This window comes from Stieleria sp. JC731 (assembly GCF_020966635.1).
Lineage (GTDB): Bacteria > Planctomycetota > Planctomycetia > Pirellulales > Pirellulaceae > Stieleria.
Window position 1 is genome coordinate 818,868 of sequence record NZ_JAJKFQ010000005.1, and the last position, 17,443, is coordinate 836,310.

13 protein-coding genes are annotated in these 17,443 nt (G+C 54.1%); 9 read left to right on the plus strand and 4 right to left on the minus strand.

The annotated features are described in order from the left end of the window. Positions 1-7 precede the first annotated feature (7 nt). From LOC67_RS14025 to LOC67_RS14045, 5 genes are read left to right on the plus strand one after another with little or no spacing between them, the layout of a single operon-like run. Positions 8-505 (plus strand): type II secretion system protein, encoded by a 498-nt coding sequence (locus tag LOC67_RS14025; protein ID WP_230263234.1) that lies wholly within the window; start codon positions 8-10, stop codon positions 503-505. Further along, complete coding sequence (locus LOC67_RS14030) at positions 502-1,473, plus strand: prepilin-type N-terminal cleavage/methylation domain-containing protein (RefSeq protein WP_230263235.1); 972 nt, start codon at positions 502-504, stop codon at positions 1,471-1,473. The genes LOC67_RS14025 and LOC67_RS14030 overlap by 4 nt, the downstream gene beginning before the upstream one ends. Continuing rightward, positions 1,473-3,143 carry a general secretion pathway protein GspK gene (locus LOC67_RS14035; protein ID WP_230263236.1) on the plus strand — a complete coding sequence of 557 codons (1,671 nt, stop codon included), beginning with the start codon at positions 1,473-1,475 and terminating at the stop codon, positions 3,141-3,143. Before LOC67_RS14030 ends, LOC67_RS14035 begins: the two co-directional genes overlap by 1 nt. A 9-nt stretch (positions 3,144-3,152) precedes the next feature. Continuing rightward, positions 3,153-4,790, plus strand: coding sequence for a type IV pilus biogenesis protein PilM (gene pilM / locus LOC67_RS14040; RefSeq protein ID WP_230263237.1), 1,638 nt, complete (start codon positions 3,153-3,155; stop codon positions 4,788-4,790). Then, positions 4,787-5,968 carry a cadherin repeat domain-containing protein gene (locus LOC67_RS14045; protein WP_230263238.1) on the plus strand — a complete coding sequence of 394 codons (1,182 nt, stop codon included), beginning with the start codon at positions 4,787-4,789 and terminating at the stop codon, positions 5,966-5,968. Before pilM ends, LOC67_RS14045 begins: the two co-directional genes overlap by 4 nt. A gap of 420 nt (positions 5,969-6,388) precedes the next feature. Here the strand turns inward: LOC67_RS14045 and LOC67_RS14050 are convergent, their stop codons facing one another. From LOC67_RS14050 to LOC67_RS14060, 3 genes are all read right to left on the minus strand, one after another. Next, positions 6,389-7,753, minus strand: a complete 1,365-nt coding sequence (locus LOC67_RS14050) for a Gfo/Idh/MocA family protein (protein WP_230263239.1) — start codon at positions 7,751-7,753, stop codon at positions 6,389-6,391. A gap of 145 nt (positions 7,754-7,898) precedes the next feature. Then, positions 7,899-8,945: a formylglycine-generating enzyme family protein gene (locus LOC67_RS14055; protein ID WP_230263240.1), complete on the minus strand. Its 1,047-nt coding sequence runs from the start codon at positions 8,943-8,945 to the stop codon at positions 7,899-7,901. A gap of 235 nt (positions 8,946-9,180) precedes the next feature. Beyond that, positions 9,181-10,629 (minus strand): PQQ-binding-like beta-propeller repeat protein, encoded by a 1,449-nt coding sequence (locus LOC67_RS14060; RefSeq protein ID WP_230263241.1) that lies wholly within the window; start codon positions 10,627-10,629, stop codon positions 9,181-9,183. Positions 10,630-10,837: 208 nt separating this feature from the next. On the opposite strand from LOC67_RS14060, the gene LOC67_RS14065 reads away from it, so the two are divergent. From LOC67_RS14065 to LOC67_RS14080, 4 genes are all read left to right on the plus strand, one after another. After that, positions 10,838-11,194: a YbaB/EbfC family nucleoid-associated protein gene (locus LOC67_RS14065; protein WP_230263242.1), complete on the plus strand. Its 357-nt coding sequence runs from the start codon at positions 10,838-10,840 to the stop codon at positions 11,192-11,194. A gap of 30 nt (positions 11,195-11,224) precedes the next feature. After that, positions 11,225-11,824, plus strand: coding sequence for a recombination mediator RecR (gene recR, locus LOC67_RS14070; RefSeq protein WP_230263243.1), 600 nt, complete (start codon positions 11,225-11,227; stop codon positions 11,822-11,824). A 786-nt stretch (positions 11,825-12,610) separates the two neighbouring features. After that, a complete protein-coding gene (gene rpoN / locus LOC67_RS14075; protein WP_261366951.1) occupies positions 12,611-14,104 on the plus strand; it encodes an RNA polymerase factor sigma-54 in 1,494 nt (497 codons plus the stop codon). An 852-nt stretch (positions 14,105-14,956) separates the two neighbouring features. After that, positions 14,957-16,324 (plus strand): excinuclease ABC subunit UvrC, encoded by a 1,368-nt coding sequence (locus LOC67_RS14080; RefSeq protein ID WP_230263244.1) that lies wholly within the window; start codon positions 14,957-14,959, stop codon positions 16,322-16,324. 687 nt (positions 16,325-17,011) lie between these two features. Here the strand turns inward: LOC67_RS14080 and LOC67_RS14085 are convergent. Next, the gene (locus LOC67_RS14085; RefSeq protein WP_230263245.1) at positions 17,012-17,437 is read right to left on the minus strand and encodes a two-component system response regulator; all 426 of its coding nucleotides are present in this window, start codon (positions 17,435-17,437) and stop codon (positions 17,012-17,014) included. Between the last annotated feature and the right edge of the window lie 6 nt (positions 17,438-17,443).

Here is a 17,443-nt window from a genome sequence, read left to right on the forward strand (position 1 = left end):
AATCAAATTGATCAATCCCCACAAAACACGATCGGTCCAATCGAAACGCTCCGCATTTTCATTGCTGGAAATGTTGTTGGCGTTGGCGATTCTCGGAACCAGCTTGGCCGTCTTGGTTCAAATCGCAGACACCGGTGTCAGTGCTGCACGCGAAGCCCGGGCGCTTGCGACAGCTCGGATGATTTGCCAGAACAAGCTTAGCGAAGAATTGCTGAATATCAGTTCGGGACAGACGCCGACTCCGATCATGGAATCGATGGTCGACTCGTATGACACCGAATCGACCGAAACATACTTCTACACCGTTGAAGTTATGCCGGGGCAGCTGGACGGAATCTTGGCACTTCGTGTCACGGTCGAAGCTCGTGGCGGAGATGGGACTCAGCGGTTGGCGATATACGCTTTGGATCGCTGGATTGTCGATCCCGCGTTGGGGCTTGAAGAGGCCGAGGCGGAAGAGCAAGCGGCACGTGACGAGATCGCCAATGGTGGAGTCTCGGCATGATGTTTCGTCACTCGAAAAAGGCTATTCGTTCACGAGACGCGTTCACACTGTTGGAGCTGTTGTTGACGTTGGCGTTGGCGGTCGTGTTGATGACGTTGGTCAACGCAGCCTTTAACTTCTATGTGAAGAACATGGACAGCAGTGACGCCGAAATGCGTCGAACGATGCTCGCCAGCGCCGTGATGCAAATGATCGAAGACGACTTGCGCGCGACCGTTCACCCGATCGCGATCGATACTTCGGCGCTTGAAGAACTGCTGAAATCAACCGCATCGTCGGCGACCGGCGGCAGCGGAGGTGGTGGCCAGACCGGCGGGGATGCCGAGGCGGCAGGCACCGCGGATCCCAGTGTTGCGACCGAAGACGAAGCGATCGAAGAAGACAGCACTTTGATCGGCAATGCGGTGGTCTTGCAGACGCCTGGGCTGGTCGGGAATCAATTCCAGATTCAAATCGATACCAGCCACCTACCGCGACTCGAAGAATACGCGGTCATGATGGCGGCTGAACCCGGCGAATTGTTGGATTTACCGAGTGATTTGAAGACGGTCACGTACTACGTTCAGAGTGCTGATGCGATCGGCGTCGATGACGAGCTGTCGAAGCTTGACGGTTCGACCGGTCAAAGTTCTGGCGGTCTGGTGCGACGAATTCTTGATCGCAATATCACCCTGTTTGCGTTGACTCAAGGTAACCTTTCGGCACTCAATCAAACCGGCGAGCTGCTGGCTCCGGAAGTTGCCTCGGTTGAATTTTCCTATTGGGATGGAACCCTTTGGCAGATCGAATGGAACAGCGATGACATGGGTGAGCTGCCGCTGGCGATCAAAATCGAATTGTCGATGATTGATCCATTGGTGGATATGAATGACCAAACACCACGGATGTTCAGCCACATCGTTCGCTTGCCGCTGGGCAAGTACATTGTCGAGGAAGAAGAAGACGAATTGGCGGAGGCCGGTATCTGATGTTGAATCGTCGATCGTCAAGTCAAGCGAAACGCGGCTTCTTTCTTGTGCTGGTGATGCTGGTGATCATCGTCGCGACGTTTGGTGTCTATTCATTTACCGGAATGATGGTCGCCTACGATGATGCGGCCTACTTGACCGGCGATATCGTATGTGCACGTATCGCTGCGGATTCGGGGTCGGAAGCGGTTCGGTTGATTCTGGCGCAAACTCCCCTGGATCGTGATGCGATGGGTGGCGTTTACAACAACCCCAACCTTTTCCAGGCTGTCGGAGTTTCGAATCAGGATGGCGGCAACGTTTGCAACTTTTCGGTCGTCGCTCCCAGCCTGAATGAACTTGGGCAATTGGCCGGAATGCGATTCGGTTTGCAAGACGAGTCTTCGAAGTTGAACTTGAATACGCTGACAATCTTGGACGAGAATTCCGAAGGATTGATGGCGGCCCTCAGTTTGGCATCGTCAAGCAGTGAAGTGGATGAAGCGACTGCACCGACTAGCTTGGCATCGTCGCTGCTATTGGCCCTGCCAGGTATGACCGAAGAGCTGGCCGATTCGATTTTGGATTGGCTTGATGAAGACGATGAACCACGTCCCTATGGCGTCGAAGTTGATTATTACAGCACGCTCACGACTCCCTATGAACCGACAAACGGTCCGGTCAGCAGCGTCGAGGAACTTTTGTTAGTCGCCGGAATGACACCGACCCTATTGTTCGGTGCAGATACCAATCGAAATGGCGTGCTCGACCCAGATGAACAACAGCGATTCAACGTGACCGTGGACACACCCGGCGCACTGGGATTGGCTGCCTATTTCACAGTGCATGGCAACGAAGCCAACAAAGCACGTGATGGCAGTTTTTGTGTGAATATCAATTCCGACGACTTGGAAGTCCTCTACGAAGATTTATCCGCGTCACTTGAAAACGACGACTACGCCAGTTTCATTTGTGCCTATCGCATGGCTGGGCAGGCGTCTTCGCTTGCCGGAGTCGTTTCTAGCAATAGCAACCAGGCCAACAACCAGAACAACCAAGAAGTCGAAGATGGTGGGGTTTGGTCAGCCGACTACCTCGCACAGATCGATCTTTCGGCCGGTGGCAGTGTCGAATTCACCCAGGTACTGGATCTCATCGATGCGACGGTGACCATTTCCAACGGTGGGCAGCAAGTTTCCTATCGCAGCCCCTTTGATCTTTTGACTGCTGCCAGCTATTTGCCGATCATCATGGATCGATTGTCGACAAGCGATACGCCGACGATGCCTGGACGAATCAACCTAAATGAGTGTCCCGCAGAGCTGCTCTATGGCATTCCGGTTTTAGAAGAAGAGCAGGTCGGCCAAATTTTGGAGAGCCGAGCGACGGAATCTACCGACGAAAACCGAAACTTTGAGACCTGGCCGATGGTTGAAGGGATAGTGACTTTGGACCAAATGCGGCAGTTGCTGCCGCTGGTCAATGCGGGGGGCGATGTTTACCGGGCACAGATTATCGGGTACTTCGAATCATCCGGATTATCCTCCCGCCAGGAGGTCATCATCGACGCCACCACGGTGAATCCCAAGGTGCTGTTTTCGCGTGATCTGAGCCATTTGGGCAGAGCGTTCGATCTTTCCGTCCTGGGAATTCGAAATACGGCGGCGGTACTTGGGGACGATACGAATTAGACTAGCGGTATGGTTAAAAAAATTGCTCTCGACTACGACACCCGCGAATTGCGGATTGTCGTCGCCAATGTCAACGGTAGCCGTGTCTCGGTTACCGATGCTCAGCTGATCCCGATCGCCGAAGGTGAATCGGTTTCCGAGAAGCTGCGCCGGTACATCACCGATGCTGGGCACCAACGATCCGAAACGCTTGTCGCGATCGGTCGCGGAAAAGCTGAGCTGCGTGAGCTTTCGCTACCTCCGGTTCCGGATGAAGAGCTGCCGGACATGGTGCGTTTTCAGGCGATTCGTAGTTTCGCATCGGCAAGTGATCGCGCGATCGTAGACTTTCTCGTCACGTCTCGATCGGGTGAGGCGATTACGCTGATCGCCGCAGCGGTTCCTCCGACGGAACTGGATCGTGAAAGAGAGCTTTGCGGAACATCCGAGTTGCAGTTGGAACGTGTTGCGCTCCGCCCGCTTGCAGCCGCTTCGCTGTTTCTTGCCAACACAAAATCGTCTGCTGTGTGCGTGATGATTGACCTTCTTGCCGATGACGCCGAAATCGTTGTCGCGCGAGATGGAAAAGTCATCTTCGTGCGGACCGTTCGGCTGCCTGAAAACGAAGAGCATCGCCCAGGCGCGATTGTCAGTGAATTGCGACGCACGATGATGGCATGCGGAGAAACCGCGACTCCTGCGAAGATCGTCGTCTGGGGAAACGCCGCCGTTCATTCAACCGAAGTCGCTGCGATTAAAGAGAAGATCGGGTGCGAAGACGTCGAAGCGGTCAATCCCTTCGATCTTGTCGACGCCCAAGTTGACCGCCAAAAATTGCCAGAGCATTCCGGGCGATTCGCACCGTTGGTCGGGCTGTTGATGAGCAGTTCCGCTCAGGCCGACGGGTTGATCGACTTCATGAATCCTCGCAAACGCCCTGAGGAAAAGCCCGATCATTTTCGTCGCATTGCGATGATTGCCGTTCCCGCTGCGGTCGTGCTTGTTCTGGGCTTTGTTGTTTATCGCCAGTTCAGCCAATGGGATCACAAAATCGCGGTATTGCAGGACGAAGTCAATCAACTGCTGCCATCTGCCGAGGTTGCAGACGAAAGTATCGCCCGCACCGAGAAAATCGACCAGTTTCTCGATCGCGATGTCAATTGGCTTGATGAACTCAAACGCTTTGCCGAGTTGGCTCCCGGAAGCGACAAGCTGATCGTTCGGTCGGTGACGGCGAACTCGCTAACCAAGGGCGGCGGATACCTACGTATTACCGGTGGTGTGACCGAATCGAGCGTGATTGATCAGATGCAAAACGCTCTGCGTGATGACACCCACGGTGTCGTGGTCAAAGACACGAACGCCGAACAGGCCGATGACCGGTATCGTTGGTCATTCACGGAGACGATTTCGGTCGACGGACCAGATCTGCGAAATCTGCGATACACCCGCATGCAGGAGCAGCTAGCCGGGGCTGATTCGGAACCACCAGTCTCTGACGCAAGTCAACCTGAAACAGCATCCGATCCAAATGTGAGCAGCCAGCCAGCGCCCGAAAGCACTGAAGCTGTCGAAGAAAGCACTGAAGCAAGCCCCGCTGAAACCCCCACCGAAAACTCAGCCGAAACTCCTGCGACTGATGAACAAGCCGAGGAGGTGTCCACATGAACCAACGCGAACGAATTTTAGCAATCCTTGTCGGTGGCCTTGTCGTCCTGGGAATTGGACAATGGGGTTTCTCAAAGTACAAGTCGTCGCTTCAACAACGCAAAACGCGATACGATTCGCTACAGAACCGACAACTACAGCTTGTCGAAAAGCGGACTCTCGGTGCGTTGGCAGATCGGCAGATGGGTGAATATCTCGTACGGTCTTTGCCCAGCGATGTCGAAAAGGCTCGCAATGCCTACCAAAGCTGGTTGTTGGATATCGCCAAGGAAAACGATATTCAATCACCTTCGGTAAACGAAAACGGAATCGCTCCGTTTGGCGATTTGTACCAACAGTTGAAGTTCAAAGTTTCTGGACGGGCAGAGATGCCTCAGATCGTCAGCTTGCTTTACGACATTCAGGCAAAAGACTATCTGCACCGCATTCAGCAATTTGACGTTACACCATCCAAACGCGATAGCGGCTTTATTTTCAATCTGACGCTTGATGCGATCGCATTGAATTCGGCTCCCGCAGACGCCAAAGATCCCAAGACTCAGTCGTGGCGGGTTGATGGCGAACAGTTGGCCTACGAAGACGCGATCTTAAATCGCAATCTCTTTGAACCGCCAAACCGAGCACCGGTATTTAAAGGCAATAAAACGTTCGAAGCAGTTCGTGGGCGTGAGACCGCGATCTCATTGGATGTTGATGACCCCGAAAAGCATGGCCTGACATTCGGCCTCGTCGGTGAACACGACAACGTCACGATCGATTCCCGAAGCGGCACCATTCGTGTCCGCTCGGATGAACTGCAAGAGTTCAAAGTCGATGTAGAAATCACTGACCAAGGATTCCCGAAAAAGACCACCAAAGAGACGTTATTGGTGAAGGTTGTGGATCCACCGCCTCCGCCAGTTGTCGAGCCTCCCAAGGTAGAACTCGCCTACGATGACGCCAAGCAAACCTATTTGACTGGCTTGGTGCAAGGAGCCGAAAACTGGACCGCTTGGATGAATGTCCGAACTCGCGGAAAGACGTTGAAGCTTCGTGTAGGTGACGAATTCGAAATCGGCAGCGTTCGCGGAAAGATCAAATCGATCGATGCCGACAAAGTCGAAATCGAAATTGACGACAAAGTCATCTCGCTGAAAAGCGGCAGCACTCTGAAGTCTGCTGTCGAAAAAGTACAGTAGAGTGCAGGTCTAGCAGCCTGCAAATTTTCTTTTGTCGCGTTCGCTGCGTGAAGCTAGCGTTCATCCCCGCTTGTTTTGCGAAGTCGTTAGCGACCTCGTTAGAGATCGACGCTGACACGCTCACGATCTTTACACTCGTAGTCGCGATTGGCACGGCGAGCTGCAGGTTTAGATCGCAACAGCGTTCCCGCCGAAAATGACCAGTTGATTGATAAGCTTGTTGGGCTGCTCGCGTTCAAAAGCGGTGAAGCGAAATGGCAGATCACTCAGCTGCTGGTGTTCTGCCAGATTGCGGTGTCCTTCTGGCTTCCGCTTGGTCGGATGCATCGGCAAAGAAAAAAGGGCGATGCTTCGCGAGGAAGCATCGCCCAAATCAGTTTTGGCAAGTTTGACTAACCGAATTGTCGGCTAAGCTCTGGCCTACAGGTATTCGCGGTTCTTGACCAAACCTGGCATCGGGATGCTGTACTTGCCATCTTCGTTCGCTTGCAATGGAGCTGGTCCGTCGATGGTCAGGTCGGCAACGTTTGGTGCGAATTCGTGATCGTGTTTCATGAATTCTTCCAAGGTGATTTCTTGGCCGGTGTGAGCCGCCATACGTCCCATGCTGGTAACGGCACTGGCCATCACGCCGCGTTCGACTTCGTTGTATTCCTGATCTTCGCGGATCGCAGCGATCAAGTCGTCCCATTCAACTTGGTATGGGTTCGGCTCGGGTTGTGGGTATGCCCAAGTTTCGAACTTGTCGTCCATGATCTGGGTGCTGAACATTTTCGACTTCGCTGGGGTGTGTGAAGCGGTCGAGATGATCGCCGATCCCTTGGTGCCGTGAGCGAAGCTAGCGAATTCTCGCTTGCATCCAGGAACGGTACGTCCGTCGACGAACAGTTTGGCACCATCGGCGAAGGTGTATTCGATCGAGTAGGTGTCAAAGTTCTGGTCGATGCATCCGTCGCGGTAGTGACGTCCGCCGCATGCGATCGCACTGACGGGCCATGCGTTTTTCATCCAGCACGACTCGTCGATGTTGTGGATCAAGAAGTCGCTAACCGCACCACCGCTAAGCCATAGGAAGCCGTGGAAGTTCTTGATTTGGAACTCAAGTTCGCTGAGGTCGCCCGTGTTGGGCTCAACCGCTGCGGTCGCCGTTGGGCCGGTCATGCGGTAGGCACGCATCATGGTGATGTCGCCGATTTCACCGTTCTGGATACGGTCGAAAAGCTCTTGGCGAGCCTTGCAGTGGCGGCACATCAGTCCGACACCAACCTTCAAGTTCTTTGCCAAAGCGGCTTTGTTGATTTCCAAAAAGCGAGCCGACGTCGGTGCGTCGATCGTGACAGGCTTTTCCATGAACACGTTCAAGCCACGCTCGATCGCGTATTGGTAATGTACCCAGCGGAAGGCAGCGGGAGTTGCCAGGATGACGATGTCGCCTGGCTCCAACGCGTCCATGACTTTCTTGTATCCGTCGAAGCCGACGTATTGGCGTTCTTCGGGGATATCGACTTTGTCCTTGAGCTTGCTGTCGGTGGTCAGCGAAGCGAGGGTGCTTTTCAGCTTGTTTTCAAAAACGTCCGCCAAAGCGACCATTTTGATTGGGCCGTTATCGACCGAAAGCGATTGCTTAGCGGCACCGGTTCCACGTCCACCACATCCGACCAGACCGACGCGAATGGTGTTGTCTTCGGCTGCATGCACATTGCGGGCGGCAGCGGCTGCGAACGTCAACGCAGCGCCGGTGGCCGTAGATTTCTTAATAAACTCTCGACGATTGTTGTCAGTCATCTTGTCAAAACTCGCGGGACGTGGGGTAGAAAACTTTAACGGTTGTGTGTGATAGTCCATCGACTCGCGCCGATGCTCAATTAAGTCCAATTGGCCGAATCTGGCGTTGCTTCGGCAACCGATTCGGCCGGGCGGTCGCACAATCCTATTCTTCAGGATCTTTCTGTTCGGGTTCGGTCTTATCCCATTTGGTGGATCGGGCTTCACTCGAAGGCACGTTCAATGGGCGGACCACTCGGAACCCAACCGACAACGCATCGGTGTGATACCAGATGCTTTTCGGTTCCTGCGGGTCTTGTTGCTTCCAGTCTTCGTCAGACGCCTTGCGAGCAGCGCTACGCAAGACTTCTGGGTCATCGTCCCAACCGCCACCACGGACAACCCGTGGGTACAGTGTTTTGGGAACAGCCAGTGGGTTCAGGGCTTCTTTCAGCTTGTCGTAGGGGGTGTATTGGTCTAGCACCCATTCGCTGACATTGCCGTGCATGTCATAAAGACCCCACGGGTTAGGCTTCTTTTGACCGACGCGCTGCGAGTTGTCTTCGCTGTTGTCGTAGAACCAGGCATAGTCACCGAGTTGATCGACATCGTCACCGAAGGAGTAGGGGGTTTCGGTTCCTGCTCGGCAGGCGTATTCCCATTCAGCTTCGGTAGGCAAGCGGTAGTAGCGACCCGTTTTGGCCGATAGCCATTCGCAGTAAGTTCGCGCGGCGTGCTGCGTCATGCAGATCGCGGGATAGTCTTCCCGCCCCATGCCGAAGCTCATGTCGGTATAGGGTTCGGTCGGCTTTGAAACACCATCAACGGCGCTGTCGCGAGGAGTTTTCTTCTTCGACAGCATCTTGCGCATCCGCTGGTCGACGGACTCGTTCCAGATGTCGTACTGTTCCCATGTGACTTCGAATTTACCCATCCAGAACGGTTCGATTTTCACGGTCCGTTGTGGGCCTTCGTCGTCGTTGCGGTCGTCCTCGGCTTCAGGGCTTCCCATGGTGAATTCGCCACCCGGGATGGGCACCATTTGAATCGTCTGATCGGTGTGCTCGATGATTTCGGCATAGGGTTTCATCTCCGCTTCGGTCTTGGCAACCGCGGCGGGCACTTCGACTGGTGGGATTTCAGCAGGGGTGTCTGCTTGAGCTGCCACGTTTGTGGCGGCACAAAGTCCAACTAGCAAGATCGGGCGTATCACTACAGTTTCTGATTTCTCGAGAGTAACGTTAAGCGACGGAGAACCGTGCCCCATCGCAGAGACTATGACTTGTATGTTAGTCCGTCCGGCAGAATGCGGGAGGGTAGGAATAGGGTCTGTCGGAATTCATAAGCGTTAGGGAGGGGAACGGGGCTTAAGATGTGCAAACGCCCCGGATTTCGCAGTAATATCGGTGCGGTAGCGGTCCCCTACCCCGCCTGTGTTTTGGCAAGGATCATAACGCTGTGGCGTTCTTTCTAATGCAGTACAAGGCCCGATCGCTACGAACGATCAGGCTGTTATCAACAATCGCAGGCGTCGCGTTGAATTGTTCGTCTGCGGTGCCAAGTCGATTGATCGCAATTTCTTGGTATCGGTCGCTTGCTTTTAATACCAAGATCCCTTGGTCACGCGTCGTCAGGAACAAGTGATTTCCATCACTGACGATCGATGCATAGACGCGACTGCGGGTTGGCAGTCGCTCGCGAAACATTTCTTCGCCATCACTCGCTCGTAAGCACAACGCGATCGACTTGTCATGGGACCAAAAGACGAATCCGTTGATCACGACAGGGGACGTCACATTCGCACCGCGAGACTGTTCCCAAACCAAGTGTGATTGACTGACATCGCCGCGCCCGCCTGGCCGTATCACAAAGGTCTTGTTGGATCGACCGCCGCTGCAATACAGCAGCCCCTCATGTTGAATCACGCAAGGAACCACGTAGTCTTCGATCGCATCGCAGGTCCAGAGTTGCTTTCCTGTTTGGGGGGCAAGTCCCAAGATCGCATTCTTTTGATTGATCACCAATTCAGATTGTCCGGCTTCCGTCGTGACAATCGTCGGAGTCGTCCAAGCCCTTTCGATCTCATCGACTTTCCAGCGGACGTCGCCGGTTTGTTTGTCCAACGCGAAGAGCGTCCCCGATTCGATCGAGGCATTCTGGATTACCAAGTCGTCATAGAGGATTGGACTGGCGGCAGCGCCAAATCCTGCAGTGTTGGTTCCTAGGCTGCGACGCCAGCGAAGTTCACCTTCGGGAGAAACCGCTATTAAGCCAGAAGGGCCAAAGAAGGCGTAGACTCCCGTATCATCGACGCATGGCGTGGGCGACGCATAGCCGTGCTCTCCCAAACGCTTGCTGAATTCTTGTTCCTCTTCGGAAGGTTCGACCACACAGTCCCAGATCTGTGACCCGGTTTTCAAGTCGTAGCACAAGACATGCAGGCGAAGCGACGAACGCTCACCGGGCGATTCCATGTCGAAACCATAGCCGGAATAGGCTGTCAGAAAAATTCGTCCATCCCAAGAAACGGGGCTGCTGCTGCCGCGGCCAGGAAGTTCCGTACGCCATTGAAGGTTGTCGTTGTCGTTCCACTTCGTCGGCAAATCGGCCGACACAATCCCGCGACCGTTCGGGCCACGAAACCGATTCCACTGAGTTTGCTTTGCGTGGGCTGGATTTGGCTGTGCCTGATCGGAATCCAGAGAATCCGCTGAACGCAGTGTCTGCGTCGCTTGCGCTGACAGCATCTGCGGCGATAATGAGACCAGTCCGACTAACGACAGTATGGTGGCAAGCTGCAGGAATCGTTGTCGTGAAGCGAACGTGATCCGAACGCGGCTTTTGGATCGATGGAGTTTTTGCTGGGGCATCGTGATGTCCTGAGGAAACGGCATCATCTGTGCCGCGAGGAGAAGCAATCACAAAGGTCGGATTTTACCAGACGAGGGCGGGGGGTGCCGTCGTTTCAGCAACTTTACCCGTGGGCTACAATTCCTGCGAACGCCATGCGGCAATCACGCCGTGGACGCTCAAACCACTATCCAATACAAAACCGCTCGGCTTTGCAGAGCGATCGATATCACACCAGCGACATAGGGAACGAAGATGTTCAAAGGACTTGGAAATCTCGGCAACATCGCTTCGATGATGGCTGCGTTCAAGGATTTGCCTGAAAAGATGCAGCAGCTGAACCAACAGATGCAATCCGAGCACGTCACCGGGACATCCGAATGTGGTTTCGTGATGGTGACCGTCAACTGTGTTGGCGAAGTTCAGTCGGTCAGCATTGTTGAAGAGAACCTATCGACTGGCGAAACAGAAAAAGCCACCCTCGATGCGGCCAATAAAGCCGGCACCGAGGCAAAGCAACGCTACGCCGATGCGATCCGGCAGATGGTAGCCGATATGAATTTGGACATGCCTGGAGTCGAAGGCTTGTTGACTTCGTTCACCGGTCGATAAGTTCATCCTCAAAGTTCTGAACGTAAAAGCGTGGAAAAACACGAAGGTGCTGTATCGCAGCTGGTCGACCTGTTGGGCAGACTCCCCGGGGTCGGACGGAAAAGCGCGGAACGTCTAGCGTTTCACTTGCTGCGAGTTCCCGAGGATGAGGCTCTGGCACTGGCCGACGCGATTCGAAAGATTCGTAGCGACGTCCGCTACTGCTCAACCTGTTTCAATCTTTGTGAACAGGAGCTTTGTGCGATCTGCCGCGATGATGCCCGCGACCAGACCCGATTGTGTGTTGTCGAACAGCCGCGGGACTTGATGAGCTTGGAGCAGTCGAAAGCATACAACGGCCTGTACCATGTCTTGCTGGGACGTATTGCTCCTCTCGATGGTATCGGGCCCGACCAATTGACGATCGACGCGTTGGTCGATCGGGTCCGAGGCGGTAACTTTTCGGAAGTCATCATGGCGACCAACCCGACTGTCGAAGGTGATGGGACTTCGCTGTACATCAGCAACCTACTGAGCGAGTACCCCGTGCAGATGACCCGGCTCGCTCGCGGGATCACGGCCGGCAGTATTCTTGAATACGCCAACCGCGAAATCATCGCCGACGCAATGTCGGGGCGGCAAAAACTGTAGACCGGATTGGATCATCGGTTTTGATGGTCCAGTCGTACTCGTCTTTGCCGGCGGGTTTCGCCCTATCGATTAAGTCACCGGTTTTATCGAGTAGGAGTACGAGTACCGGGCTTCGCCTTGAGTACGAGTTGGACTTTCGGTGGGCTGGATCTTCTGTCGGTTCGTACTCGTACTCAGCGCAGCGGTACTCCTACTCGTTCTCGTCTTTGCCGGCGGGTTTCGCCCTATCGATTGAGCCACCGGTTTTATCGAGTAGGAGTACGAGTCTCGGGCTTCTCCCTGAGTACGAGTCGGATTTTCCGTGGACTGGATCTTCTGTCCGGCCGTAGTCATGCTCTTTCTCATCGCCTCACTTCGCCACCCAAAATCGACTTGGACAGATTGGCATCCTGCGTTCATCGCTTCTCGGTAGAAATTGCAAAGTGGGTTGCAAAAGAGGCTGACCACTGAGGGCAACTGGGCAGCTCCAACGGCGAGGGGTTTCCCCCCGCAGCGAACTTAGGACGGTTTGCCTGTCATACAATTCGTATGTGTTTTGTTGTTTGAAGAATTAAATCCGGCTGCACTTGCTTAGAAACATCCAAGTTTGGCACAAGATATGCTCGCCAACTCGCGAAACAACGGATATCATGGAAGTAACCCGGTGGATGCCGGTTTGCCCCGTGCATTGGCGATAGCCCCATGCATTGGCGTTGGCGCAGTGCATTTGCTATAGCGCAGTGCATTGACGATAGCACATCAGGCGAGGGCGCATCCCTCCAAGCAAAGACATAATTCATGAGCGGAATGCGAATGTCGATGGGCCTCCAGGCCCGACTGGTTCAAACCCAAAAGCTGGCTCCACGGATGATCCAGTCGATGGAGATTCTTCAGTTGCCCATGCTGGCGCTGCAAGAACGCATCGAGCAGGAGATGAATGAAAATCCGTTGCTTGAGCAGCAAGAAATAGACCCAATGGGGGTCGATGATCTCGACGACATCAACCCTCGGGACAATCGTAGCGAGGACGAAAAGGAACTGGTGGTCCGCGATAGCGGCGACAATTCCGAAGACTTCGAGCGTCTTCAGAACATGGTCTCGGATCTGCCAAGCACCTTTGACGATTCGTTTCGCCGGTCCAGCAACCGCATGCAGGAGGATGCTGACCGCCGCCACGATCTGATGGCCAACGCACAGTCTCGCCCGGAATCACTGAACGATTTTCTGTTGCATCAACTTGCCGAGCTAGACATCCACGACGAAGTCGAGCGTGTTGCCGAGCGAATTATCAGTACCTTGGACGCGCGGGACGGTGGTTATCTTCGAACCCCATTGGCCGATTTGCTGCCTAGCGACCATTCGGCCGAAGACTTCGCCCTTGCCGAAGAAGCCCTCCGCGTTGTGCAATCCCTTGAACCGACCGGGATTGCGGCGCGAAGCCTGAGCGAATGCCTGTTGGTTCAACTTCGACCAGAGTTCGAGCACTTCGAGGAAATGCAGAAGCTGATCAGCGAGCACCTCGAAGATTTGGCCGCGAACCGCCTGCCACAAATCCAAAAGGCGACCGGCTACTCAATCGAGCTGATCCAGACGATTCGCGAAGAGCTGCAGATGCTCAACCCCAAGCCAGGGGCCGCGTTCATGGAAACTTATGTTCCAAACGTGACTCCGGACATCATTCTGGAACAGGACGACAACGGGGATTACAAGATTCGGCTGGACGATGATCGTGTCCCGTCACTGCGAATTAGCGAGTACTACCGCAGGCGGCTACAAGACCCGACATGCAGCAACGAAGAACGCGAATACATCAAACGCAAGATCAATGGGGCTCAGTGGCTGATCGAATCGATCGAGCAGCGGAGAAGCACGCTGACCAAAGTCGCTGAAGCAATCGTCGAGCACCAGAAAAAATTCTTCGACGAAGGTCCCGAAGCGATCGAGCCTTTGAAGATGCAGCAAATCGCCGAAAAGGTTGGCGTTCACGTTACCACCGTTAGCCGTGCGGTTAACGATAAGTGGATGCAGACACCTCGTGGGATCATTCCATTGCATCGGCTGTTTGTCGGTGGCACCCAAACCGATGACGGCGAAGACGTCGCTTGGGATACGATCCGCTTGAAGCTCCAAGAGCTGATTGATAACGAGGACAAGAGCGATCCATTGAGCGATGAAAGCCTTGTCAAACGGTTGGCCGAAGAAGGCATGACCGTCGCCCGGCGAACCGTCACCAAATACCGCAAGCGGATGGGGATTCCCAGTAGCCGCCAGCGGAAAGATTGGTCCTTGGCAAAGAAGTAAGGGCGTGACGTATTAAACGTCGCGACACCACCATTGAGCCGGAGCGCGTTAGCGTCGGTTAATTGGAGAGTCGAGGACGCTTAACCGCGGCTAACACTGTGCGGCTCATTTGGGACTGGACGTTGCCACCACTGAGCCGATACGCGTTAGCGTCGGTTGGTTTCGGAGTCGAGGACGCTCAACCGCGGCTAACGCCGTGCGGCTCATTTGGACTGGATGGTGCCACCTTTGAGCCAATACGCGCTAGCGTCGGTTAGTTGGCGAGTCGAAGGCACTCAACCGCGGCTAACGCCGTGCGGCTCATTTGGACTGGACGTTGCCACCACTGAGCCGATACGCATTAGCGTCGGTTGTTTGGGGAGTCGACGACACATAACCGCGGCTAACGCCGTGCGGCTCATTTGGACTGGATGGTGCCACCTTTGAGCCGATACGCGCTAGCGTCGGTTATTTGGGGAGTCGAAGGCACTCAACCGCGGCTAACACCGTGCGGCTCATTAGGACTGGACGTTACCACCACTGAGCCGATACGCGCTAGCGTCGGTTGTTTTCGGGTCGAGGACGCTTAACCGCGTCTAACGCCGTGCGGCTCATTTGGGCTGGATGTTGCCACCTTTGAGCCGATACGCGCTGGCGTCGGTTGGTTTCGGAGTCGACGACGCTTAGCCGCGGCTAACGCCGTGCGGCTCATTGGGCTGCACGCTAGCGACGGTTTATCTGGTGGGGGCTGCTAGCCGAGGGACATTAACTTGCTTGTGGACCTCGTGCTTCACTCCGGGTACGCTTCTGGGTCACGCTTGCGACCGCACAGTCTCTTTCACGAGACTTCGTCCCTTTTGCCAACACTTTGTTATGGATGACCAGGTAGATCAGCCTACTGAGCAGCCAATTGCGGAATCCGCCGAAACCACGCTCGGTTTTGAGCACGCCGCGACGAAGGTGAAAACGTTTCCGCAGTCGCCGGGTGTGTATTTGATGAAAGACATCGCGGGGCGGGTGATCTATGTCGGCAAGGCAAAGAATCTTCGCAGTCGAGCTGGTAGCTATTTCTTGAAGGCGGCCGCGGAGGACGCGCGAACTGCGAATTGGATTGGCGATATCGCGGATATCGACTACATGGATTGCGATAGCGAAGTCGACGCGCTCCTGATGGAATCCAGGCTGATCAAAGACATCCAGCCCAAGAACAATAAAGAACTTAAAGACGACAAAACGTTTCCGTATCTGATGATCACGACGCGAGAGGAGTTTCCTCGAATCGAAGTGACACGTGAGCCGAAAGCGAAAGGGGTCAAGCTCTACGGACCGTTCGCAAGTGCGGGTGCTTTGCGCGGCGCAATCCAGGTGCTACAGCGGATTTTCAAGTTCCGTACTTGCACATTGGACATATCCGAATCGGATGAGCAGTGGAAATGGTTTCGTCCCTGTTTGTTGGCCAGCATCAACCAGTGCACCGCCCCGTGCAACTTGCGGATTAGCAAGGAAGACTATCGCCGGGACATCAAGCGTCTGCAAACCTTTCTTGAAGGTGGCAAAAAGCGTTTGCTCAAAGAGATGCGAGACGAAATGCTTACCGCCAGTCAAGCACTCGACTTCGAACGAGCGGCAGTACTTCGCGACGAGTTGCAGATGTTGGAGCGACTGGAAGAACGCGGCGAGCTCGACACCCATGCTCAGCCGGAAGTGTTCTACATCGATCCCAAAAAAGGTCTCGCCGGTTTGCGAAAGGTGCTGGGATTGAGTGAAACGCCTCGAGTGATCGAAGGCATGGACATCGCGCACCTCGGGGGCGGACAGACCGTCGCGAGTTTGGTGCAGTTCATTGACGGGCTTCCCTTCAAGCCAGGATATCGAAGGTTCAAAATCAAAGACGTTGACGGCATTGACGACTTTCGCAGTATGTACGAGGTGGTTTCGCGAAGGTTTCGCCGGCTTTCTGATGAGAACGATGCATTCCCTGACATCCTGTTGATTGACGGTGGCAAAGGCCAATTGAATTCGGCCATGGCTGCTTTCCGAGATCAAGAGATCACGCCACCGACAGTGATTTCGCTCGCCAAGCGTGAAGAAGAAATCTTTAGGCCCGGGATCAGTGAGCCGTTGCGATTGAGCAAGAACTCATTTGCACTTCGATTGCTGCAATACGTTCGTGATGAGTCACACCGTTTCGCACAGCACTATCACCATATCTTGCGAACGAAGTCGACGTTTGATCGATAGTGCGATTCGAGCACAGCTATGTTGCTCGCCGATTGTCTCGTTTCGCCAAAGCGAACAAGAAAAAGAAAAAAACTTTTGAACGATTTGGTGCCTTTTCTGAACTAGAACGGAATCAATTTGTGCTGATTCGGTCAATCTGTTCACCATGAACTAGTGAAAACGGCCAAAACGTTGATAGCAAATGATATGGCGTGCGATAGTGTCCACAATTTGATGTTGGTGGAATCTGCACATGTGCATAAACTTTGATTATTCAATAAATCAGCGGGGCAAACGTGCTAGTGAATCCTGCAAGATTCGATTAGCAGTTGGCTGAGGAGTTGAATAATTTGGGGCATTGGGCGCAAGAGGCGTCCAAGGATGAGTCGCAAGACGCGATCGAATGAGATGGAATTTTTTTCGACTCGGATGTCGGCTCTTATTGCACCCCAGTGGACTTCATTGCAAGGTCCACTGGGGTTTTTTTATTACTTGGCGAAACTTTTTCCAGCGATGGAAAAAGTCTTTTGAGGGGAACGCCGTAGATCACAATGGCGTACCTCGGTGCAGAGTCATAGAAAGCACGCTTTGGTCGCAATTGCTGTTAAGGCGAACCGTTAAGCAAACTGTGGGTCGCCCAGTTCCAGCGACCGTGCCGCAGGATAGGTGTAGACGCGAGCGGGATCAGCGGGGCGTCTTCTGGGCCGCTCAAGCGGTATTCAGGCAATAGGATTCGACCAATCGCTTGGCGTCATCTTTGGACAGCGGTTTCACCACGTATTCTTTTACGAAGTCGAATTTAGCAGCCCGATCTTTGTCGTCAGCAAAATTGGATGACGTGTACATACTGACGACCAATTCGCTGCTACTGTCTTTACCAAAGTGCTGTTGGATGGCTTCGAGGACCTCGAATCCGTCGACTCGAGGCATGTTGATATCCAGCAGGACGAGCGTGGGTGGTGGAGGGCTACCGATCTCTTTAGATCTTGCATGACGGTCGACGAGCTTTTCTAAGAAGCGATCACCGGCTGGGTATTCAACGACATCGACGTCGTAGTCAAGCATTCCGATCACCCGTTTCGCCAAGTAGCGATCAGGCTCACTATCGTCGACGACCACGATGGATATTCCCATGGATTG

What these genes read in the sequence shown, in the direction of transcription:
- LOC67_RS14030 (WP_230263235.1), top strand. Translation starts at nt 502, where the DNA reads ATGATGTTTCGTCACTCGAAAAAGGCTATTCGTTCACGAGACGCGTTC.
- LOC67_RS14035 (WP_230263236.1), top strand. Translation starts at nt 1,473, where the DNA reads ATGTTGAATCGTCGATCGTCAAGTCAAGCGAAACGCGGCTTCTTTCTT.
- pilM (WP_230263237.1), top strand. Translation starts at nt 3,153, where the DNA reads ATGGTTAAAAAAATTGCTCTCGACTACGACACCCGCGAATTGCGGATT.
- LOC67_RS14045 (WP_230263238.1), top strand. Translation starts at nt 4,787, where the DNA reads ATGAACCAACGCGAACGAATTTTAGCAATCCTTGTCGGTGGCCTTGTC.
- LOC67_RS14050 (WP_230263239.1), bottom strand. Translation starts at nt 7,753, where the DNA reads ATGACTGACAACAATCGTCGAGAGTTTATTAAGAAATCTACGGCCACC.
- LOC67_RS14060 (WP_230263241.1), bottom strand. Translation starts at nt 10,629, where the DNA reads ATGATGCCGTTTCCTCAGGACATCACGATGCCCCAGCAAAAACTCCAT.
- LOC67_RS14065 (WP_230263242.1), top strand. Translation starts at nt 10,838, where the DNA reads ATGTTCAAAGGACTTGGAAATCTCGGCAACATCGCTTCGATGATGGCT.
- rpoN (WP_261366951.1), top strand. Translation starts at nt 12,611, where the DNA reads ATGCGAATGTCGATGGGCCTCCAGGCCCGACTGGTTCAAACCCAAAAG.
- LOC67_RS14080 (WP_230263244.1), top strand. Translation starts at nt 14,957, where the DNA reads ATGGATGACCAGGTAGATCAGCCTACTGAGCAGCCAATTGCGGAATCC.
- LOC67_RS14085 (WP_230263245.1), bottom strand. Translation starts at nt 17,437, where the DNA reads ATGGGAATATCCATCGTGGTCGTCGACGATAGTGAGCCTGATCGCTAC.